At 44.1% G+C, this 22,392-nt stretch carries 22 protein-coding genes; 7 read left to right on the top strand and 15 right to left on the bottom strand.

Translation table 11 applies throughout. The features are described from left to right. Positions 1-13 precede the first annotated feature (13 nt). The 5 genes from VME0621_RS16135 to yjjG all read right to left on the bottom strand — a co-directional run bounded on the left by VME0621_RS16135 (position 14) and on the right by yjjG (position 5,498). Positions 14-2,170 (bottom strand): cytochrome c, encoded by a 2,157-nt coding sequence (locus VME0621_RS16135; protein WP_062458551.1) that lies wholly within the window; start codon positions 2,168-2,170, stop codon positions 14-16. Further along, positions 2,167-2,778 carry a cbb3-type cytochrome c oxidase subunit II gene (locus VME0621_RS16140; protein ID WP_006069308.1) on the bottom strand — a complete coding sequence of 204 codons (612 nt, stop codon included), beginning with the start codon at positions 2,776-2,778 and terminating at the stop codon, positions 2,167-2,169. The genes VME0621_RS16135 and VME0621_RS16140 overlap by 4 nt, the downstream gene beginning before the upstream one ends. A 1-nt stretch (position 2,779) precedes the next feature. After that, positions 2,780-4,189, bottom strand: a complete 1,410-nt coding sequence (ccoN, locus tag VME0621_RS16145) for a cytochrome-c oxidase, cbb3-type subunit I (protein WP_062458553.1) — start codon at positions 4,187-4,189, stop codon at positions 2,780-2,782. An 11-nt stretch (positions 4,190-4,200) separates the two neighbouring features. Further along, positions 4,201-4,545, bottom strand: a complete 345-nt coding sequence (locus VME0621_RS16150) for a c-type cytochrome (protein ID WP_062458556.1) — start codon at positions 4,543-4,545, stop codon at positions 4,201-4,203. A gap of 278 nt (positions 4,546-4,823) precedes the next feature. After that, on the bottom strand, positions 4,824-5,498 hold the full coding sequence (gene yjjG, locus VME0621_RS16155) for a pyrimidine 5'-nucleotidase (protein ID WP_062458565.1): 675 nt from the start codon (positions 5,496-5,498) through the stop codon (positions 4,824-4,826). 193 nt (positions 5,499-5,691) lie between these two features. Here yjjG and VME0621_RS26200 point away from each other — a divergent pair, with 193 nt between their 5' ends. Continuing rightward, positions 5,692-5,871: a hypothetical protein gene (locus VME0621_RS26200; protein ID WP_081836405.1), complete on the top strand. Its 180-nt coding sequence runs from the start codon at positions 5,692-5,694 to the stop codon at positions 5,869-5,871. A 13-nt stretch (positions 5,872-5,884) separates the two neighbouring features. After that, the gene (locus VME0621_RS16160; RefSeq protein ID WP_062458568.1) at positions 5,885-7,093 is read left to right on the top strand and encodes an MFS transporter; all 1,209 of its coding nucleotides are present in this window, start codon (positions 5,885-5,887) and stop codon (positions 7,091-7,093) included. Between the two features lie 143 nt (positions 7,094-7,236). Here the strand turns inward: VME0621_RS16160 and pstB are convergent, their stop codons facing one another. The 5 genes from pstB to VME0621_RS16185 form a co-directional block, all read right to left on the bottom strand. Then, on the bottom strand, positions 7,237-7,986 hold the full coding sequence (gene pstB / locus VME0621_RS16165; RefSeq protein ID WP_006069313.1) for a phosphate ABC transporter ATP-binding protein PstB: 750 nt from the start codon (positions 7,984-7,986) through the stop codon (positions 7,237-7,239). Between the two features lie 99 nt (positions 7,987-8,085). Further along, a complete protein-coding gene (pstA, locus tag VME0621_RS16170; protein WP_006069314.1) occupies positions 8,086-8,949 on the bottom strand; it encodes a phosphate ABC transporter permease PstA in 864 nt (287 codons plus the stop codon). A 5-nt stretch (positions 8,950-8,954) separates the two neighbouring features. Beyond that, a complete protein-coding gene (gene pstC / locus VME0621_RS16175; RefSeq protein WP_006069315.1) occupies positions 8,955-9,893 on the bottom strand; it encodes a phosphate ABC transporter permease subunit PstC in 939 nt (312 codons plus the stop codon). Positions 9,894-9,990: 97 nt separating this feature from the next. Continuing rightward, positions 9,991-10,812, bottom strand: a complete 822-nt coding sequence (locus VME0621_RS16180; protein ID WP_006069316.1) for a phosphate ABC transporter substrate-binding protein — start codon at positions 10,810-10,812, stop codon at positions 9,991-9,993. A 298-nt stretch (positions 10,813-11,110) separates the two neighbouring features. Continuing rightward, positions 11,111-12,484 carry a DEAD/DEAH box helicase gene (locus VME0621_RS16185; protein ID WP_050798564.1) on the bottom strand — a complete coding sequence of 458 codons (1,374 nt, stop codon included), beginning with the start codon at positions 12,482-12,484 and terminating at the stop codon, positions 11,111-11,113. A 368-nt stretch (positions 12,485-12,852) separates the two neighbouring features. Here VME0621_RS16185 and VME0621_RS16190 point away from each other — a divergent pair, with 368 nt between their 5' ends. Beyond that, a complete protein-coding gene (locus VME0621_RS16190; protein ID WP_006069318.1) occupies positions 12,853-13,101 on the top strand; it encodes an Lpp/OprI family alanine-zipper lipoprotein in 249 nt (82 codons plus the stop codon). Positions 13,102-13,168: 67 nt separating this feature from the next. On the opposite strand, the gene VME0621_RS16195 is transcribed toward VME0621_RS16190, so the two are convergent. Genes VME0621_RS16195 through VME0621_RS16210 form a run of 4 tightly spaced genes read right to left on the bottom strand, consistent with a single transcriptional unit; the run spans position 13,169 to position 17,226 of the window. Further along, entirely contained in the window at positions 13,169-14,080 is a 912-nt protein-coding gene (locus VME0621_RS16195) for a L,D-transpeptidase family protein (RefSeq protein WP_062458570.1), read from the bottom strand. Beyond that, the gene (gene phrB / locus VME0621_RS16200) at positions 14,080-15,483 is read right to left on the bottom strand and encodes a deoxyribodipyrimidine photo-lyase (RefSeq protein ID WP_062458573.1); all 1,404 of its coding nucleotides are present in this window, start codon (positions 15,481-15,483) and stop codon (positions 14,080-14,082) included. The genes VME0621_RS16195 and phrB overlap by 1 nt, the downstream gene beginning before the upstream one ends. Then, positions 15,480-16,346 carry a MerR family transcriptional regulator gene (locus VME0621_RS16205; protein WP_412104854.1) on the bottom strand — a complete coding sequence of 289 codons (867 nt, stop codon included), beginning with the start codon at positions 16,344-16,346 and terminating at the stop codon, positions 15,480-15,482. The genes phrB and VME0621_RS16205 overlap by 4 nt, the downstream gene beginning before the upstream one ends. Beyond that, a complete protein-coding gene (locus VME0621_RS16210; protein ID WP_062458576.1) occupies positions 16,276-17,226 on the bottom strand; it encodes a YbgA family protein in 951 nt (316 codons plus the stop codon). The genes VME0621_RS16205 and VME0621_RS16210 overlap by 71 nt, the downstream gene beginning before the upstream one ends. Positions 17,227-17,551: 325 nt before the next feature. Between VME0621_RS16210 and deoD the strand changes: the two genes are divergently transcribed. Continuing rightward, on the top strand, positions 17,552-18,262 hold the full coding sequence (deoD, locus tag VME0621_RS16215) for a purine-nucleoside phosphorylase (protein WP_006069323.1): 711 nt from the start codon (positions 17,552-17,554) through the stop codon (positions 18,260-18,262). A 76-nt stretch (positions 18,263-18,338) separates the two neighbouring features. Beyond that, complete coding sequence (locus VME0621_RS16220; protein WP_062458785.1) at positions 18,339-19,811, top strand: hypothetical protein; 1,473 nt, start codon at positions 18,339-18,341, stop codon at positions 19,809-19,811. Between the two features lie 41 nt (positions 19,812-19,852). Here the strand turns inward: VME0621_RS16220 and VME0621_RS16225 are convergent, their stop codons facing one another. Next, on the bottom strand, positions 19,853-20,743 hold the full coding sequence (locus VME0621_RS16225; protein WP_082795503.1) for a DMT family transporter: 891 nt from the start codon (positions 20,741-20,743) through the stop codon (positions 19,853-19,855). A gap of 111 nt (positions 20,744-20,854) precedes the next feature. On the opposite strand from VME0621_RS16225, the gene VME0621_RS16230 reads away from it, so the two are divergent. Together VME0621_RS16230 and VME0621_RS16235 are read left to right on the top strand one after the other, a co-directional pair. Further along, positions 20,855-21,229, top strand: coding sequence for a DUF3302 domain-containing protein (locus VME0621_RS16230; protein WP_006069326.1), 375 nt, complete (start codon positions 20,855-20,857; stop codon positions 21,227-21,229). A gap of 3 nt (positions 21,230-21,232) precedes the next feature. Next, positions 21,233-22,363 (top strand): HlyD family secretion protein, encoded by a 1,131-nt coding sequence (locus tag VME0621_RS16235; RefSeq protein ID WP_038226123.1) that lies wholly within the window; start codon positions 21,233-21,235, stop codon positions 22,361-22,363. Positions 22,364-22,392 lie beyond the last annotated feature (29 nt).

Genomic DNA, 22,392 nt, shown 5'->3' on the forward strand with positions numbered 1-22,392 from the left:
CCAGATGCACACGTTAGTTTACATTGATTCTGCCGTCGCGCTCATCATACATATCAGGAGTAACGTGAAGACCACCCGAGTATCCGGCTTTTTCCAGCATTTCACGCACTTCTTTCACATCATTTGCAGTAACAACGTCTTCTCTAGCACCTAAATATAACCTTACGAAGGTGATCAATTCTGCTAGTCGTGTATCCGACAATACGTCCTCGAAACTTGCCATAGGCATAAAGTTTCTGTCCTTATCAATGTACGTTGGCTGAAGTCCGCGAATCGTTACTGCAATCGTGTTGAATGGATCACTGTGCATAATGATGCCATTGTTAAGTAGTGTTGGAGCGATAGGATCACGCCCCTTACCATCTTCCCCATGACATGCTCCACATGTTTGGTTGTAAGTGGTATAGATCTCCGCAGCGTAGGCCGCCTCATCAAAGCCCGTTGGTTGTAACTGCACCGCATTTTCATCAATGAAATTATTAGTGTCTCCGCTCAACAGATAGTAAGACATGGACTCAATGTCTTCGCGAGTCATAAGACTCAGACTGTTTTTGATCACATCTGCCATACCTGCAAATGCCGTCCCTTTCGAGGAGTGACCGGTATGAAGGAAGTCTGTCAGACTTTGAATATCCCAACCGTCAACGTATAGCTCAGTAGCAGTAATATTTGGAGCATTCCAGCCATCGATTAAATTGCCCTGGAAGATCCTGTCGTTTTCAAGCGCTTGAGCGATGTTCCTTGGTGTATGACATTCGGAGCAATGCCCTAATCCCGCTACCCAATATTTGCCAAGCTGCCATTTATCTACATCATCTACCTTATCTTTAAGCTCATCAGGTACTTGGTAATCAATTGGCGTTCTATCCGCAAATACAATGTCCCAACCAAGTAAACCAAGTCGGATATTTGAAGGAAACATCATCTTATTGGGATCGTTTTTGCGAGCAACCGACACAATGGACTGCATGTATTCCCAAAGATCGCGCATATCCTGCTCATTAACGTACTGGTAGGAGGTAAATGGCATCGCGGGATACAAGTAGCCATGTTGGCCTTTGCCATCGACCAAGGCTGCACGGAAGTCTTCGTAGTCGTAACTACCTATGCCTTCTGAAACGTGGGGTGTTATGTTGGTCGAATAAATGGTGCCGAAAGGTGTAACGAATGGCAGACCACCAGCAAACGGTTCTCCTCCTTCAGCACTATGGCAGGCGACGCAATCACCTGCATGCGCGAGGTACTCCCCACGCTCCACTGACGATGCATCAAGCTTGGCAAGTCGAGAGTTGTTGTCCAACCGCGCTTTGGTTATGTATGCACCAATAGCCAGAATTTCATTCTGAGAAAGCTGCTGTCCAAAGGCTGGCATAACATTGTTTAGGCCTGCACGAATGGTGTGCTGGATTTCCTCAATGCTGCCACCATGTAACCAGATATTGTCAGCGAGATCAGGCACGCCTTGTTCTATATTGGGAACACTGCCATCCCCATGACACGAAGCACAATGTTGTATAAACAGCTCTTTCCCTAATTGGACTTTGATTTCAGGCACGTCGGTATGACGTTGATTTAGTGAAGCTAAGTAATACGATATTTTGGAGATTTCATCCGGTCGCAATACATCAATCCACCCTGGCATTGCTCCATTTCGACCTAACTCTATAGAGTGGATAATTGCAGCATCCGATCCACCATACAGCCACTCATTATCGATAAGATTTGGAAAGTGTTTCGCACCTTGAGCATTGTCACGATGACACGCAGCACAATGAGTCTGAAACAGCATACGTCCAGATTTCACTATATTTGGCTCATTCGCTAAGGCCAATAACGAGTCATCAGTAAGTTCGGAAAACTGCTGCGCTAGTGTGGTATTTGGACGACTCAGTTTATCGTTAGCTTGGTCGTAATCCATCAGCCCTTTCCAACTGCCGACTCCGGGATACAAGATCAGGTAACCAACAGAAATGGCAAATGCAACAAAATACGAAACAAACAACAATTTTGGTGGCGGCGCATCGTTCTCATCAATGCCATCAAAGGTATCTAACACTCTGTCTTTGTCAGCTTTGTGATTGTTGCGCCAGTACTTAACGACCACCAGCACCATTAGGATGAAAAATACAACAGTGCCGACAGCAGCCCAAAGGCTCCAAAAATGACTCATTGTCCATCCTCCTCTGCAGTATCTACACCCAAACTTTGAAGGTAGTGAATCAGTGCTTCACCTTTTGTTTTTCCTCTCACTTGCAGTCGAGCATTGGCAATTTCATCATCAGTATAAGGAACACCTAAGAACCTAAGGGTTTCCATTTTCTCTGTGATGTCATCTCCCGTCAGAACCTGTTCGAACAACCAAGGGTAAGCAGGCATAATGGAAGTAGGCACAACTCTGCGAGGGTCTATTAGATGTATTAGGTGCCACTGGTCAGAGTATTTTCGCCCGAGATTAGTCAAATCGGGTCCCGTGCGCTTCGAGCCCCATAAGTTGGGAAACTCATAGATGTCATCCGGCTCTTGGTTAGCCCTGCCGTTTCGCTTCATTTCGGGCTCAAGCGGCCTCACCATTTGAGTGTGACAGACATGGCATCCTTCGCTGATATAGATATCACGACCAGCCACTTGGATCGCCGTAAGCGGTTTGGCAGTGCTGTTCGCAACAAGCTCCGGTGTTCGCAGTAAGTTTGGAAGTACCCATACTAAAATAGAGAACGACGCGACCACTATGGTAGAGACAATTAATATGAAGACTGACTTGGTAAAATCTGCACTCATGTTAAGCCTCCTTTGCGATTAACGACGTTGGCATTTTGACGGTCTTGTATATGTTTACAGCCATGAGCAGCAAACCAAGCACAAACAGCGCACCGCCAAAGAATCGAAGGAATAACCAAGGTGCTTTAAAGTTCATCGCTTCCACAAAGCTGTATACCAATTCACCATTATCGCTTTGTGCTAACCACATATAACCCTCACCTATACCTGCTACCCAAAGCGAAATGGCATAGATAGCGACACCAGCATGAGCAAGCCAGAAGTGCCACTTCATGAGACGCGGCGACCACAATTCTGTTTTCCCCCATAGTCGAGGAATGAAATAATAGAATACCGCTATACCCGACATTCCAACCCATCCAAGAGCCGCTGAGTGAACATGCCCTATAATCCACTCCGTGTTGTGTGCAACCATGTTGAACCAACGAATCGCGAGTAAAGGCCCCTCAAATGTCGCCAAGCAGTAGTAAAGAATGGCTGAGAAGAAGAACAGCATGATGTAGTCAGATTTGAGCTTTTGTTTGTTCTGAAGCAGGGTCATGGCACTGTTAAATGCGCCCCCCCAAGAAGGTAACCAGAGGATCAAGGACATCACTATACCGATGTTCTGAACCCACACAGGTACAGAAGAGTAGACCAAGTGGTGAGTACCCGCCCAAGTATAAAATCCGACCAAGCCCCAGAAATGAATTATGGACAAACGATAAGAGTAAATCGGACGTTCAGACACTTTTGGGATGAAATAGTAGTTCATGCCAATGATGCCGGCAGTGAGCAAGAAACCAACGGCATTATGTCCCCACCACCACTGTACGATGGCATCCTGCGCACCTGCGAAGACAGAATAGGATTTCATTAATGAGGCGGGCATCGCGAGATTATTGACGATAAATATCATCGCAATAACAATAATGAATGCTGCAAAGAACCAGTTAGCAACGAAGATATGAGAAACTTTCCTTTTCGCTATTGTTCCAAAAAAGAGCACAGCATAAAGCACCCAAACTAAGACAATGAGAATATCAATCGGCCACTCGAGCTCCGCATATTCTTTTGAAGTTGTATAGCCAAGAGGCAATGAAATCAGTGCAAGCAACAGCACTAATTGCCAACCCCAAAAGACCATCCAGGCAAGGCTCTTGTTGAAAATCTCACACTGCCCAGTTCGTTGAACAATGTAGAGCGAGGTACCCATTAAGATATTGACCACGAAGCCGTAGATAACGCCTGAAGTATGAAGCGGTCTAAGCCGTCCAAACTGGAAATACTCGGAATCAAGGTTGAGCGCAGGCCAATAGAGCTGAGCTGCCAAAATAACGCCAATTGTCATACCCGCCACAGCCCAAATCAACGAGGCGATAATGAAGTATCGAACAACTTTAGTGCTGTAGTTAGGAGATGTCGTATCCATAAAAGCTCTCCTTATTGTTTAGCATCATCAGAGCCAAGTTGAGAGTAGTAATAAGCAATGTCGGAGATGTCTTGTTCGCTCAAAGCATCGGCTTGCTGCTGCATAAGGACAGCGAGTCCCCCTGAACGTTCTCTAGTTTGATAACTGCGAAGCGAGGTCATGAGATACCCCATTTTTTGACCCCGCAGATTTGGATAGGATTCAATGCTGGATATGCCGTCGGCGCCGTGGCAGGTCATACAAACTTTTGCTTTCTGTTCTCCAACTTTGAAGCGTTCATCTGCATGAGTGAAAGAAGAAGCACTGAGTGCTCCGAGAAAACAAAGTAAGGGTATGGAAGAGACATATTTACCCATGACACAATTCCTTATGTGGCCTGTGTGATAAAGCTACTGCGTTACTTCAACTTTATTCGTCTGTATAAAATCTAGCTGATTCAGTACGTTGTTAGTGTTGAATGGCACTCTAGGGTGCCAAGAAACGTTGCTCTAGTAACTCCTACGCCTACTTGTACGGTGTGGCGCAATAAATGGGGCAAACTTTAGTTGTCTCTAAAACATAGGAAGGGTAAAGCGGATATTCAAATATTGAGAGGGATTAAATCGCCTTCGCAATTGACGAAGGCGAATGGAGTTTAGGCAAACAAGGTGGTTTTTAACTCAGCAAGAGACGTTACTTCGTAATGAGGTGCAATACCTTCTGGTCGCGGATGACCTTGTGTATTTAACCAACAGGTTTCGATACCAAAGTTAAGCCCACCGAGTACATCGGAATCAGGGTTATCACCAACCATCAGTATCTTTGATTTACTCGGGAGGCCCATTAATTGGTGGGCGTGCTGAAAGATACCGTGGTCAGGCTTCGCCACACCTACTTCTTCCGAGATAACCACATGCTCGAAGTAGTCACTTAATCCAGTACGCTCAAGACGAATCGCTTGTAGTTCCGTAAAACCGTTGGTAATGATGCCAAGTTTGGCTTGACCATTTAATGCATCGAGTAGCTCCTTCGCACCCGGCAGCAAGGTACAAATATCAGCCATAGCTTCTAAAAATGCACTGTTCATTTCTAGCGGAGTGATACCAAGTTTAGTCGCCCAACCTTCAAAGCGAATATGTTTGAGTTGTTCTGCGGTGATTTTTCCGTCTTGGTAATCAACCCATAATGGTTTATTAACCAACTGATACTCTTCGTAGTCATCACGAGAGAAGTTTACGCCAAAACGTTCAAACATTAGTTTCATACCACCAAAAGAATCAAAGTGGAATAAGGTTTCGTCGGCGTCAAACAAGATCCAATCGTACTTCATTTTTTGTTTTCCATTCTATTTACCGCGAGATTATATACCTAACTCAACTCACGGTGCATCTTGAGATTGTCACTCTCCGTGACAGAGTTCGAATACATGCATGCTATGCATAGATTAATTCACAAAATGTCATTTGAGTCATTCAAACCAGATCATTACACTTCGCGCTCTTTTTAAACCACTATTGAGCGTCATGTTTTCACAATCCATTTTTGCTCAACTCGTGAGAATGTTGTTGCTATTGGTTATCACCCTAACCGCAGTGCACCACTCTCCTGTATTGCTGGAGCTTATTGCAAAACAGGCAGTGCATACTGGGTGCCACCAACAGAACCCAACCGATCCTATGGATCATTCTCATCACCATCATTAGAGCGTAATTATTAATGAGTATTTTTCGTTTTCCCCCATTAGTTTGGTTGGGTATCGGCATCTTGATTGTCAGCTTGGGTATACGACAGTCATTCGGTATTTTCATGATGCCTATTTCCGAGCACTTCGAAACTGGGCGAGAGTTCTTTAGTTTTGCGATCGCATTGCAAAACCTTTTGTTTGGCCTTTTCCAACCCTTTGTCGGGATGGCGGCAGATAAATGGGGTTCAAAACGCATTATTTTAATAGGTGCTATCGCCTATGCATTAGGTCTCTATCTGACCTCAATAACGAATGAAACCAGTGTTCTTTATCTATCACTAGGTGCGCTTGTTGGTCTAGGTTTGAGCGCGACAAGCTACGTCATCATTCTAGGAGCAGTCGCGAAAGTCGTACCGGCGGAACACGCCGCGAAAGCATTTGGCTTAACCACAGCGGCCGGATCATTCGGTATGTTTGCCATGATCCCAGGTGCTCAATTAATGTTGGATGACATGGGTTGGCAAGGTGCATTACAAGGTTTTGCTGCCTTGTGCACTCTGATGGTTGCGTTTTCACTATTTATGAAATCCTCACGTCAAAATAACGCAGGTAAAACACCGATTGAAGACAACGAGCTAACGCTAAAACAAGCACTAAAAGAAGCATTTCATCACAAAGGTTATTGGTTAATTCATGCTGGCTTCTTTGTTTGTGGCTTTCATGTGATGTTTATTGCTACGCACTTGCCAAGTTATCTTGCCGATAAGAACCTGCCAGCAAACAGCGCAGCCCTTGCGCTTGCCTACGTCGGTATTTTCAATATCTTTGGTTCGTATTTTTGGGGGCTAATGGGTGACAAATACAGTAAGCGCCATGTCATGTCGATGCTGTATTTATTCAGAACAGTAGTAATTGCTGCTTTCGTTTCACTTCCCGTAACAGAGTACACAGCGGCGTGGTTTGGTGGTGCGATTGGCTTCTGCTGGCTTGGCACAGTACCACTTACTTCAGGTTTAGTTCGTCAGATTTTTGGTGCTCGCTATCTTTCTACTCTTTACGGCTTGGTGTTCTTCACGCACCAAGTGGGAAGCTTTTTAGGGGCATGGGCTGGTGGTAGGATTTACGACTACTATGGTTCCTACGAACCGATTTGGTGGTCGACAGTAGTCCTAGCCTTTGTGGCAGCACTGATTCACTTGCCGATAAATGACAAGCCATTACGCGTTGCCGCTACTACTTAATTGAATAAAAAAAGCCCCTCTAACAAGAGGGGCAACAGTACCATCGCTTATAGTTATAGTGATATGCCAATAAATTCGGGTCACTCGCTAATTGTTTGATTCAATGGAATCGCGCGATAACTGGAAATTGTGTTCAAATGCGATTAACCGAAGTCACCATTTACATAACCTTGAGTACGGTCATCCGCTGGGTTTGAGAAAATAATCGGTGTTTCATTGTGCTCAACCAGTTCTCCCATTAGGAAAAATGCCGTACGGTCTGAGATACGACGCGCTTGCTGCATTGAGTGAGTCACGATAACGATGGTGTAGTCTTTCTTAAGCTCTTCCATCAACTCTTCAATTTTATGTGTCGCGATAGGGTCAAGTGCCGACGTTGGTTCGTCCATCAGAATGACATCTGGTTCCATTGCAATAGTACGTGCAATACACAGACGTTGCTGCTGACCACCAGATAAACCAAATGCATGCGACTTAAGACGGTCTTTCACCTCATCCCAAAGTGCGGCACCGCGCAAAGAGCGCTCTACCACCATATCAATGTGCTTCTTATCTTTGATGCCTTGAGCACGCAGACCATACGCCACATTCTCGTAAATACTCATTGGGAATGGGTTTGGTTTTTGGAAAACCATACCGACTTTAATGCGAAGATCAGCCACGTCGATATTGCCATAGATGTCAGTACCATCCATTTCCAGCGAGCCAGTGATTTTCACACCTTCGATCAGATCGTTCATACGGTTTAGACAACGTAGTAACGTTGATTTGCCGCAGCCAGAAGGACCAATCAACGCCGTCACTTGGCGAGTTGGAATCGGTAGGTTGATCGATTTCAGTGCTTGGTTTTCACCGTAGAAAAGGTCTAGGTTTTCAATATTAAATTTGTTCATAGTCTTAATCTCTAAATTCTTTATCGTGCAATGTCGTCATGTTGGGAGTGGCGAGGCTCTTTATGTTCTGGCTTTGCCACTCGACGTCAATAATCTCTGTTAGTACGTTGCTGTATTGAAGCGGCTAGCGATAAGCTTAGTCAGCATATTGATAAGTAGTACAACTACAATCAATACCGTTGCTGTGCCATAAGCTTGATTCCACTCTTCTATTGTGAACAGTTCCGTTGTGAGTTTATAAAGGTGAACCGTTAGTGTACGACCTGAATCCATCAATGAATCCGGAATACGTGCCACCATACCAGCCGTTAGGAACACTGGAGCAGACTCACCAATTACACGACCAATACTAAGAATGACCGAAGTTAAGATACCTGGCATTGCGCTTGGCAAAATAAGGCGCCAGATAGTGTAGATTTTTGAAGAACCAAGAGCGTACGAACCTTCACGATAAGTTTGTGGTACGGCCATCAATGCTTCTTCTGTAGTACGAATAATAACTGGCAGGATCAAGATACTCAGTGTTAATGCACCGGAAAGAATCGAGAAGCCAAAACCAAGAATAACCACGAAGAACGTCATACCAAACAGACCGAAAATAATCGACGGAATGCCAGCCAACGATTCAGTACAGAATCGAATGACCTTCACTAACTTACTGCCAACTTTGGCATACTCCGTTAAGTAGATTGCGGTCATGATGCCTAGCGGTGCAGCTACTGCAATCGAGGCGATAACCATGTAAATGGTTGACACAATCATCGGGAAAATACCGTGCTCATCGCCAGTACGCGTATAGTTATCGGTAATAAAACTCCAGCTTACGTGTTGAAGACCATTTGAAAGGATGTACCAAATAATCCAGAACAAGAAACCCACAGTAAGTGCAGCAGCGGCCCATACAAATGCATTCAGAACCGCGTCTTTATTTTGGCGCGCTTTTTTTAGTTTAACTGTATCCATAATGATTACTTCGCTTTCTCACGGTTCAAGTAAAGTAGTGCAGCGTTTAGCATCATGATAAACACCAATAACACTACGCCAGTCGCATACAATGCATTAGCGTGAACACCACTTGCGTAAGACATTTCGATCGCAATGTTTGCGGTTAGAGTACGCGCTGAGTCGAGGATACTTCCCGGCATCGCAGGCGCATTACCCATGACCATGATGATTGCCATGGTCTCACCAAGTGCGCGACCGATACCTAGAATCACACCCGTCATAATGCCCGAGCGAGCAGCCGGTACGAGTAGTTTGAAAATGGTATAAATCTTTGAAGCACCAAGTGCTAGTGAACCTTCTTTATAGGTGCGAGGCACTGCACGAATCGAAGTTTCAGATACGGTAATAACCGTTGGAAGAATCATCACACCCAACACAATGATACCCGCAAGAATCGTGTTACCCGCAGGAACATTAAAGATTTGCTGAATCAAAGGCACAATGATGACTAGACCGAAGAAACCGTAAACAACCGAAGGAATGCCTGCCAATAGTTCAACCGCAGGGCGGATAATGTCCGCCAAACGCTTCGGGGCAATTTCTGCGATAAAGATAGCCGTTAGTACACCTACTGGAACACCGACGACAACCGCACCGAGAGTAGAAACCACCGACGCTACAATCATAGTAGCAACACCGTAAAGTGCTGGTGGAAGCCAGTTTTGGCCTAAAACAATGCCAGAGACGCCCACTGCTTGGAAAGCAGGAAGACTTTCTTTGAAGATAAAGTAAGCAATAACCGCTAGCGATACGATACCGATGATTGCACTGGTAAGGAAAAGTCCATGGAAAATTCGTTCTTTCCAATCCACTCGTTTTTGAGCCTTAAGGCCGCTGCCACGAGTTACGGACTGAGTCGCTTCATTACTCATAAGCTTCTCACTATTTGTTGCGATGGTCATAATTAATTTCTACTCGTCGAAAGTTCGAGTTAGACATATAAAAGGCTCAGCCCTAAACGGTGGGCTGAGCAAGGTATTCAATATTTACTGGTAGAGATTAGTTTACTGAGATGTAACCTTTCTTCTCTACGATTGCTTGAGCTTCGTCAGTTAGCATCCAGTCAAGGAACTTCTGAGCTTCAGCAGATGGCTTACCTTGTTGGTAAAGCACTAGGAAAGGACGAGCTACTTTGTATGAGTCGTTCTTAACATTGTCTACAGTCGCTGGCGTGCCATCGATTTCTAGAGCGTGTACAGAAGTATCAACTGTACCTAGAGAGATGTAGCCAATTGCGTATGGGTTGCTTGCTACCATAGTCTTTAGTGCACCGTTACCGTTAGCAACTTGAGCGCGCTGAGAGATAGCCGTTACTTTCATGCCGTTGATTTTTTGCTTCAGGCTCATGATGTCTTCAAATGCGCCACGTGTGCCAGAAGCTGTATCACGAGTGATAGCTACGATAGGCTTGTCTGCACCACCAACTTCTTTCCAGTTGCTAATTTCGCCTTTGTAGATTGCTGTTACTTGCTCAGACGTTAGACCTTTTAGGTCGTTCGCTGGGTTAACAACAACTGCGATACCATCGCGAGCAACAACTTCTTCTACTAACGTTGCTTGTTTTTCATCTTCTTTTAGTGCACGAGAAGACATACCCATGTCTGCTGAGCCATCTTTAGCTGCACGTACGCCCGCAGAAGAACCTGGTCCTTGTACTTCAATGAAAACATTTGAGTTTGCTTTCATGTATGTTTCAGAGAAAACTTCCATCAGTGGAGTTACGCTGCTAGAACCTACCGCAGAGATAGTTTCTTTAGCTGAAGCTGGAGTCACTGCTAGTGCGCCTAGTAGAGCGATTGCACCGATAACTGTCTTTTTCATCACAATTTCCTTTATTGGCTTGATTGCCGAGTTTCATTTGAACGCTGACAAGATTAGTGCCCGAATATGACAGTTGTGTTTCACTTAGTTGAAAGGTGTATGACAAATGACAAAAACGTTGAGAGGAGCAATTGGGATAAGATCACTAAAAAATCAGTAAGTTAGTGATAGATTTGACTGTAAAACCAAATATGACGACAAAATTATTTCGATTATATGACTGTCATATAACTGAGGTTTTCAGTTTGAATAGGATAAAAAAAGAGCCTTAATAAGGCTCTTTAGTAGAAATGATTGATTAAGCGTCTTCGGCTGGCTTCGGCTTTTTCTTAGGAATAAAGACCGAATCACCCACCGCAACATTTTTGTAGAACGTTTTGTCGCGTTGCGCCGGCTTCTTAGTCGTCGCTTTCTTCTGTTGAGGTTTACCCTTAGTAGCAGTCGCTTTTTTGTTAAACGCAGGCTTCTTCGGTCTAAAGCCTTTGAACTTACCTTTAAGCCCTTCTAGCTCAGAGAAAGTCAGGTCTTGTTGTAAGAAGGCTTCAACACGTTTAAAGCTATCCCAGTCTTTAGGGCCTACGAGAGATACCGCATCGCCCTTGTTACCAGCACGACCTGTACGACCTACTCGGTGTACGTATTCTTCCGTATGTTTTGGCATATCAAAGTTAATTACGTGCGTTACGCTCGCAATATCAATGCCACGCGACGCCACATCAGTAGTCACTAGGATCTTAAAGACATGACGCTCGAACTGACTCATAATCGCATTACGTTGAGTCTGATTGAGATTCCCACTTAATGCGACTGCTTTAAGCTTCTTCTCATTGAGCCATTTAGTAAGACGTTCTGTATCGACACGTGTCGCAGTAAAGATGATGACTTGCTTATACTCTGCTTGCTCAAGAATACGCTCTAGAATTGCTTCTTTATGATCAAGATGATCACATAGATAGAATTTCTGAGTAATGTCTTTATGCTCTTCATTCGATACGCCAATCGCAATTCGTTTTGGTGCATCTAACATCTCAGCTGCAATATCATTTACTTCGGCATGGTCAAGTGTTGCTGAGAACATTAACGTTTGGCGACGACGGTGTTTAGCCGCGTTATGAATACGACGCAGCTCTGGTGCAAAACCAAGATCTAGCATGCGATCCGCTTCATCAAGAATGAGAGTATCTAAGCCATCAAGGAATAGAGAGCGGTGCTCAAGGTGGTCAGCTAAACGTCCTGGTGTCGCGACGATAAATTTTGGGTAACGACGCAGCGCTTTTACTTGATCGTTAAAGTTCTCACCACCTAAGATCAGCGTGGCATCGTAAGATAAGCCACCAAGCATCGATTTTAGTTCGCCATAAACTTGCTTCGCCAATTCACGTGTTGGTGCAAGAATAACAGCACGAGGATCTCTTGCTGAGAATGCTTTGCTCTTGAGTGCTTTATGGAGCATCGGCAATACAAATGCCAAAGTCTTGCCAGAACCAGTCTTCGAAGATGCCAACAGATCCTTTCCAGCAATAGCTACTGGAATAGCTTGCTTTTGAATATCAGTCGCTTTCTTAAAGTCATAATGACTTAAGTTCTTCAGTAGTCGGTTATCAAGGCCAAGTTCTTTAAATTGCAATGCGTGTACTCCTAAAAGGTCGTGCAGATAAAAATGAGCGCGCATAATACCTGATAATTGTCATGGTAACCAGCAATGTCAGTCACCCAGAAATTTGCGTTCCCTTGCTTCATTGTAGGAGATGTCCCACTTAATATGGCCCAAATTCTGCTTTCCTTAGATAAAATCTGACGATACAGTGACTTATCGTGTTCTCGCGTTAGAATTTTGACAGAGATCACATTATCCTATGCCAAATTATTCTCATAATTAAGAAAGAGGAAGTTTAACCGCAAAATCGCGTAATTTTTTGGTTTTTCTGACTTTTAAATAATTTGCGTTCTTAAAATTAGGCACTAAACTCAAAAATAGCCTCAATGCGATGAATTAAGTAGCAGGGCTGTTTTAAATACTAAATCCTGAAGGAGCTTATAATGAAGAAAGTTTTAATTGCAGCAGCAGCGTCATCAGTTCTACTACTAGCTGGTTGTGCATCTGGTCCAGACGAAGCAACAACAGCAAAAATGGATGACCTAAGCAACCAAGTAAGCCAACTAAGCTCTGACGTGCAAGCACTGAAGAACGAAGTTCAAATGGGTAACAAAAACGCAATGGCTGCTCAAGAAGAAGCTGAGCGTGCAAACGAGCGTATCGACAACATCGCTCAGTCTTACACTAAGTAAGCAAAAAGAATACTAAGAAAAACACCCGCTTTATGCGGGTGTTTTTTTATATCTGTAAATCGACCAGTTATTCTAAGTCATCCATAGCCGGTACAACTTCAATCGGCACACCATTTTGTGCTAACACCGCCGCGCGAGCAATTCGGTCATTAATACCGTACTCGTCAAGCCACCAAGTCAACTCTTGAGGTATGTCCATTTCCTTTTTAGTCCCATCACTTCGGGTCAAAGGTTCATGTGCCTCAATAAACACACTTCTGTCTGGCTCTAATGCGATCTTGATAGGCTCATCAATGATTCTTACTTGCATACCTATTTTCGCTTGGTGGAATAACCAATCAATGTCTTTCGGGTCCATTCGGATACAACCAGCACTTACCCTCAGACCAATACCAAAGTCTTTGTTAGTTCCATGGATCAAGTAAGAGCCCGTCCCGTACGCAAGTCGCATCGCATAGTCTCCGAGCGGGTTTTCCGGGCCAGCGGGAACAACTTTTGGCAGCTCAACACCTTTAGCTAAATACTCTTTACGAATTGAAGTAGGCGGCGTCCAAGTTGGAGCCTCTCTCAATTGACTGATTTTCGTTGTCATTTCCGGTGTATCTTGACCAATTCGACCAATACCTACAGGAAAGATGTGAACCAGATTTTTGTCAGGTTCAAAATAGTACAACCTCAGCTCAGCCAAATTGATCACGATGCCTTTATAATCGACATGCGGCAAAATAGCCTGACTGGGAATGGTCAGAACGTAGCCTTCTTTGGGTAAGAAAGGATCCACACCCTTGTTTGCTGCCATTAGAGACAGAAAGCCAACATCATACTGCTTAGCAATATCAGACATGGTTTCCCCAGCCACCACACTGTGATACTGCAACGTTCCCACCATATTACTCCCGTCAGTCGGAAGGTTGTAGGTGGCGGCACTCAACCAGTGTGAAAAGCCCAAACAGGCGGCTAAAAGGGTTTTACGTAACATCAATGTTGGTCCTTTGCATCTTTATACAAAGCTAAGGTTATATCTCTTTGTATCTTATGATCAACTATCGACTGCGGATAATCGACATTCTCGAACTCATTCCAAAGCCAAGGCTTGTGAATAAATTTGTTAGGGACCGAGTTAAGCTCAGGAATCCACGTTCTTATGAACTCGCCATTAGCATCGAATTTTTCCCCCTGACTTATTGGGTTAAAAATACGAAAATAGGGTTGCCCATCACAACCTGTAGATGCGCACCATTGCCATCCACCATTATTGGCAGCAAAGTCACCGTCAATGAGTTGTGTCATAAAGTACTGCTCCCCCAACCTCCAATCTAAATGCAAATCTTTAGTTAAGAAACTGGCTACTACCATTCTCAATCGATTGTGCATCCACCCTTTGGTATTAAGCTGACGCATAGCGGCATCAACGATTGGATAACCTGTTTTTCCCTCGCACCATTGCTTAAAATGATCAAGCTTTCCTGTCCACTTCAGGTGTTTCTCCCATGATAAGTATCCGTGATGTTTACAAAGCTTGGGTTCGAAATAGATAAGGTGTTGGTAAAATTCTCGCCAGATCAGTTCACTCAACCATGTCTCGGCACCAGTTGATAACGAAGTGTTGGCTGCATCATACTTAAGCCTAGCAACACATTGGCGAGCAGATATTGCCCCAATGGCGAGATATGGACTTAACATACTTGTGCTGTCCAATGCAGGAAAGTCCCGCTCGGCTTGGTAGAGGTTCGCTTTGTCAGCAGAGAAGTCTCTCAGCTGCTGGATGATCTCATGGCTGTCTACAGACCATTCTGAGCTATCTCTAGTAGGATACGAAAATGAGGAACTGGAGTCGAACAAGAGGTTGGCAGGCGCCGTAACTAGTGCGGATACCTGTGGCTTACGCACGATAAATTCACCAACGATTTTTAACCACGCTTTTTTAAAGGGAGTAAAAACCTTAAAGTAATCCCCTTTTTGATTGAGTACCGAACCGGGTTTTAAAATACACTTGTCATCAAACGCCCTTACACGCCATTCTGTCCCGGCTATCTCTGACAGTTCCTGGATTCGGTTAGCTTCATTAATCTCGTAATCACGGTTCAAAAATACCTCTTGCACATCAAATTGATGACAAATTTCGGCCAACCAAGTATTCGCAGCAGCATAATCTTGAGCTTCTTGGTAGATGAGAGGCACATTGATTTGTTTTAGCTCACTTTGCAAAACAGTCAGGCGTCGCCAAATTAAATCAGCTTGAATGGGTGAGAGCGAATGACTTTTCCACTGTTCTGGGGTAGCAACAAACGCTGCAATAACAGGGGTTTCACCATCTATTGCTTCTATTAACGCCGTATTGTCTGTGACGCGTAGGTCTCGATTGAATAGAACTAGCCTCATGATTCGGCTCCTTTGCGCACGTCTATTAAATGGGCAATAACTGGGGAAACTTGAATATTGTGACCATCTCTTTGTAGTGCATCTACAATGGTGTCGAGCTGCTTATCAGGTAATGACTTTTGTGCAAAGACATAGACTGCTTGGTACTGCACCACATCCGTGAACAGTGTACTCATCTCCTCCACCCCATCTAAAAAAACAACACTCTCACCCTGTTCTACCAACTGAGCGTAGTAAAGCCACGCAAATATGTTTCCTGTTTCATCCAAACTCACCATTAACTTATTTAATCGGTGACCACGTTTACTCTCTGAGTTAACCATTAAGCTCAGATGCTTAATAAACATCGTTTTGAACAAAGCAAGCTGCAAAGAGCGGGGGCCAAGCTTTAAGAAGTGGATAGCACCCAAAATGGGAATAACGAATTTCGATTCTACAATTGTCAATGGATACTCCTTGAGTACCATCGCGATCAAGCGATCGGTTTTTCCCCCGTCTAGCCCAGCTAAACTATCCAATGTCTCTGACACTTCTTCCAATTGATTAGCGTCTTCCACTGCACTCGAAACTACTTCAGATTCCAATAAAGACTTTACCTTGCCGATAGAAACGCCCTTATTTAACCAACTTTGGATGGTTTTAATCTTTTCGAGGTCATCCGCGGTGTATACCCTATGGCCCTTTTCAGTGCGAAGCGGCTGAACCAAATTGTAACGACGCTGCCATGCTCGTAATGTCACAGGTTTAATACCAGTCAAATCTGCTATTTCTCTGATGGCATATCGTTTTTCATTACAGCCCATATCGTAAACGCATCTCTTCTGGATGTGGTTGAAGGAAGATTTGACTTGCCAAGTAATCATCTGGGTAAGCATTCAAGTAGTGCTTCAACAACGTTAGTGGCGCTAAGATGGGTAATAGTCCAACACGATAGTCATCAATGACCTTCGCAAGTTCCGCTTTTTCACCTTTGTTGAGGGAACGTTTAAAATAGCCTTGAATATGCATCAATACATTGGTGACATTCTTTCTACTGGCTCTATTTCTGAGAGCCTCCATCAAGCCGTTGCGGTAAGCTGTGTAAAATTCACTTGGTGTATACTCGCTTTGCTTGGCAACAAGTCGTCCAAGAGATTTATAAGCGCTAGGTTCGTGAGCCATCAACGTAAGCTTGTATCGAGAGTGAAATGCAACGATTTTTCCAGGAGTCGGGTTGCCCTCCATTGAGCGATAGAAGTCTTTCAAGCTGTAAACGCGAGATATGAAATTCTCTTTTAACACAGGATCGTTCAATCGTCCGTCTTCTTCCACTGGTAGCCATGGCATTTGTTCCATCAGGTGCTTAGTATATAAGCCGACTCCATCAGTGGATGCGTGACCTTTGCTGTAGACTTTCACGCGCTCCATCCCGCAACTTGGGGATTTAGCGCAAACTATATAGCCGCACATCTCCGTATCTTTTATTTCGGATACTTTCTCCCGAGAAAAGCGCATCATGCCTTCGGTGTGGTCTCGCGTGCTATCTTTCGTATCTACCAAAGCGATGCGCTCTTCATTCGTCATCAATCGAATGGTTGGTCGCGGCACTGGCAGGCCCATGCCTACCTCAGGACATACAGAAACAAAGTCAAAGTAGTCTGCTAGTTCTTTGTTAACGTAACTGCTTTGCTTATGACCGGAGTCAAAACGAACTTTCTCTCCTAATAAACAGGAGCTAATACCCACTACGATTGTGTCTTCCATGTTGAATCCCTCGCTTCGCTAAACTGACTGGCTTTTCATTTGTGATTAAGTAAGTGATACAAAATTCTATCTTGTACAATTGTATGCATCGCACAGCAATTTGGTTCACTTCTCCACGAAAAATTTTCTCATCGAGTGATTTTTGCAGAAAAAATCGATTGCCTAACCACTTTCAACAGATTTAGTTATCATTGGTTGCCTTTTATATAATTACCGACAGAAATGTGATTAAAATCTCATAGAACACCAATATATCGGTATAAACTCCCCATCAACGACGAACAACACGTTCAACAGAATTAGTTAAAACTTTAGGAGTGATACAATGGCTACCCCACACATTAATGCTAATCCAGGTGATTTCGCGGAAACTGTACTAATGCCAGGTGACCCACTTCGCGCGCAATATATCGCGGAAACTTTCCTTGAAGACGTTGTAAAAGTGTGTGACGTTCGCAACATGTTTGGCTTCACAGGTACTTACAAAGGCAAAAAAGTGTCTGTTATGGGCCACGGTATGGGTATCCCATCATGCTGCATCTACGTTCACGAGCTAATCAAAGATTACGGCGTAAAAAATGTTATCCGCGTTGGTAGCTGTGGTGCTGTACGCGACGACGTTAACCTTATGGACGTTGTCATCGGTATGGGTGCATCAACGGATTCAAAAGTGAACCGTATCCGTTTTAACGATCATGACTTTGCTGCTATTGCAGACTACGGCCTACTTGAAGAAGCGGTAAAACAAGCGCGCTTACAAGAAGTACCAGTAAAAGTGGGTAACATTTTTTCTGCGGATCTTTTCTACACTCCAGAAGCAGACATTTTCGATAAAATGAAGCATCTGGGTATTCTTGGTGTAGATATGGAAGCAGCGGGTATTTACGGTGTAGCTGCTGACCTAGGAGCTAAAGCTCTGACTGTACTAACGGTATCTGACCATATTATCCGTGGTGAGAAACTAAGCTCAGAAGACCGTCAAAAATCATTTAATGACATGATGGTTGTAGCGCTAGAGACTGCAATCAACATTTAAAGAACAAAGCCAGCTCAATGCCTGAATGAGCTGGCTTTTCTTTGCCAAGGAATCGACCGAACCATAGGGGGTGAACGTGTCAGAAGGCAGACTGCCGTTAGCCGCAAATGGATTACAGCTCAATTTTTGTAAAACATTGGCGTGTGACAATTTTGGACGAAGTGATGCAAACCTCTATATCCTGCAGCACAGTAATCCTAAACGGCCAGCGATGGTATGCCGAGAGTGTGGCGCGTTTCCCCCCCTACTTAATAACCAAGAAGTTCTTAACGAACTCGATCGCTTAAGCCAACATCACCATGACGGCCTTCCCTCTTGTAAGGACGCTCAATGTGAAAATTATGGCCTGTCCGTTCATACCCATAAAGATCGTTACCACGCTTTTGGCTTTAGCGGTGATCGTCAACGTTACCGCTGTAAATCCTGTCAGGGCACTTTTGTCGATCGTTGGTCTGGAACCAACAAAAAGCTCTCCTTTCAAGAGACACTCTTAGGTTTATTGTTCACTGGCTACTCGGTAAGAGAAATCTGTCGAAAGCTCGAAATCAACCCTAAGACTTTCTATGATCATATTGATCAAATCGCCAGTCGATGCCGACGCAAGCTTGCTGATATTGATGCGAGATGGATTAATCACGCTGATGAATACCAACTAACATCCAACTATCGGACGCTTCAGCCACTTAGTAACAATGGCGTGTTCTGGTTCGCAACCTGTGACGCTAACTCGGGTTACGTATTGTGTCAGCATACCAATTACTCTGTTGATGCCACGCCAACAAGCTTTACCGATCACAACGCTTTTCAAGTTGACTGCCAAATTGTTCCTTCCGACTACAGTGCAGAAAACAATAGCGAAGTAAATATACCTACCGATGACTTAAAAAGTCGTATCGATGTTAAGTATCAGAACATTCTGGCGCGAAGCAATGTCGAAGATCCTCTCGGTAATTTTGCAGCGTTTAATTATCCAGCCGTCGGAGCGCTGATACGCGCACCCTATACCTCTTATGCGCATTATTTGCATATTTTACAGTCGTTAACCGATAGCAAACGGGTTTCGATTTATATGCCGCAAGATCCGGTATTGCGCTCTGCCGCTCTTACGGTTTGCTTGCCTCGTATTCAAGCTGGCACTGTCGATCTTATGTATGTTGAGCAAGATGAAAATTGGGCTGATTCTGAACCATCAGAGATGATCGACGTTGTACTGATGGGATGGTGGCGCGACCGCTGGGCAGTGACTCAACAACCTTCCGGAGCGAGTAAAGGAATATGTTATCTAGCCGGGAGTAATCCAAATGTTCCTTATTGGTTGAAATCGGCTTCGACCAAACAGATCGATTTTTACCAAGACCGATTCCAATTGCTGTTCGAAAGCTTTATCAACGAACCAAGAAGAAAACTAAGACCTGCCGGAATTCATCCGCTATTGGATATCTTCAGAGCGTGGCATAACCTTTGTTACCAAGACAAATGTGGCCAAACTGCGGCGCAACGTTTAGGGGTTACCGAGTCGCCTATGACACTAAAATGCCTACTTAGTTAGTAGGCATTTCGATATTATTTTCTGTTTCTTCCTGCATTTGATTACAAGAAAAACAGGGAAATTCCTCCCAATGCACATAATGTCCCAAGTACACTTCGTTTAGTCACGCGCTCCCCACGAATCGCGTAAATGATTAGGATAAACAACGGGCTGGTTGCAATCAGTGTTTGGGCAATCGCAGGGTTGGCGTGCTTTAAGGCTACCTGCTGTAGCCACAATGCTAAGAATGTTCCTACAAATATCGCGGCAAGCAACCAGGTCCAATTCTTTTTCGACATATCTCGGCTTTGAGTAAGAATCGTCGAAAATGGCTTTTTCTCGACAAATGGAATGATGGCGGCAACCGCCATGACACCAATGACTAACCGAATGAGTGCACCTAGCAACGGAGGGAGATCCCCTTGCACCAAAGCAAAGTGGGAAATCACCACCCCAGAAGCCTGACAAACGCTGGCGACGAGCCCATACCCAACACCCTGAAGATTAAGAGCCGAACCGTCACTTTCATTCGGTTGGAATACAACTGCTGTCACCGCAATGGTAGTAATGATAACGCCTAACCAGCTTTGCAATTGCAGTGCTGCACCAAGAAATATAAGCGCGAGAACTCCTGACAAAGGCGGTGCCAAAGATTCCAGCAACAGAGTTTTATTAGCACCGATTCTTTTTAACGCCGCAAAGTAGGCACTGTCACCAATGGCTATACCAATAACACCAGAGATACCTAAAACCCATAAATACTTAGGTTCTATCGCAACCTCTGGCATTGGAGTAAATGGCAGAACAATCAACATCATCAACGACGCGATTGATCCTTTAATGATATTAAGTTGTAACGCAGTAAAGTGATGTGAAAACTGGCTGTATATCCACGTTGCAATCGCCCAAACCATCGCAGCGCCTACCGCAGCTGCTTCTCCAATAAATCCCACTTTCTATCCTTTTAATTACGCACAGTGTTGTTTAATACATAAATATAACAGATACTTAACTTACCGAATGAACACATTGTTCTCTTCATTACTTGTTAGCAAGGATGCATTATGTTTCTTGATTATTTTGCTCTAGGCCTTCTTGTCTTCGTTGCTTTGGTTATTTTTTATGGAATTATCGTTATTCACGACATTCCTTATGAAATAGCAAAAGAGCGTGACCATCCTCATCAGGATGCCATACATGTTGCTGGTTGGGTAAGCTTATTTACGCTTCACGCAATATGGCCATTTCTTTGGATTTGGGCAACCTTATGGCGTAGTGAGCGCGGTTGGGGTTTTCATAAATTGGAGGAAGAGCAACACGATCTTCATCACCGACTCGAACGCCTTATCGATCAAGTTTCCGAACTTGAGCAAGAAGTCACTTATCTTAAAGGCAAGCAATCTAACGCTGCCGTTCAACAACAAGCAGAGGAGAAGTAATCCATGGATTTATTACTGATACTCACTTATGCAGCGCTATGTATTGCCATTTTTAAGATCTTTAAGATTCCTTTGAACAAATGGACAGTGCCTACTGCAGTGCTTGGTGGCGTGGTACTAATCGGTACTCTGATTCTTTTGATGAACTATAACCATCCATTTAGTCAAATCGGTGGACAGTTTTACAGTACTACTCCCATTGTTTCTAGCGTGCGTGGTAAAGTCATTGAAGTCGATGTCGAAGCGAACCAACAGCTTGAGAAAGGCGATGTGTTGTTCCGTATTGATCCAATTCCATTTGAAGCGGAAGTGATTCGTGCAAAAGCCGCGCTTGCAGACGCGGAGCAAGATGTACTTCAACTAGAAAGTGCATACAAAGCGGCCCAATCTGACACAATCAAAGCTCTAGCCGAGCGCGATAAAGCTGAACGAGAGTATGCTCGTTACCAAAAAGGCTTTAAGAAAGGTGCTTTTACGGCGCAACAAGTCGATACTCGTCTGCAAACCTTCAAAGCAAATCAAGCCGCTTTGGAAGCCTCTCAAGCGAAGGAAGAAAGTGCACGTCTAGCGTTTGAGTCGCAAATTTACGGTGAAAACACTACGGTTGCTCAGCTTAAAGCCCAATTGATACAAGCTGAATTCAACCTTAAAGAAACTGTGGTTCGTGCACCAACCGACGGCTATGTGACTCAACTAGCGCTTCGCCCCGGTATGATGGCAGTACCACTTCCACTTGTTCCCTTGATGACGTTTGTCCATACCGAAGAGAATTTCTACGTTGGTGCATTTCGTCAGAACTCGTTACAGCGACTCCAACCCGGGTTTGAAGCAGAGTTCTTATTTAGAGCACTGCCTGGAAAAGTGTTCAAAGGAAAAGTCGTGGAAGTTTTACCCACTATTGCGGAAGGTCAGATTAGTGCGAGTGGAACACTAAGAACAACCCAGAGCTTTAACACTATGGGACGTGCTATGGTGAAATTGGTGATCGAAGATGACATGAGTCAATATGTCCTGCCGACAGGTTCTAACGCAGAAATTGCTATTTATTCAGATAGTTTCACTCATGTTTCTATTATGCGTAAGGTTTTGATACGAATGAAAAGCTGGCAGAATTATCTGTATCTTGATCACTAAATAGATATTTGTATTAGAAAATAGGTACA

It is taken from the genome of Vibrio mediterranei, from assembly GCF_900088415.1.
In the GTDB taxonomy this organism is placed as follows: Bacteria; Pseudomonadota; Gammaproteobacteria; order Enterobacterales; family Vibrionaceae; genus Vibrio; species Vibrio mediterranei.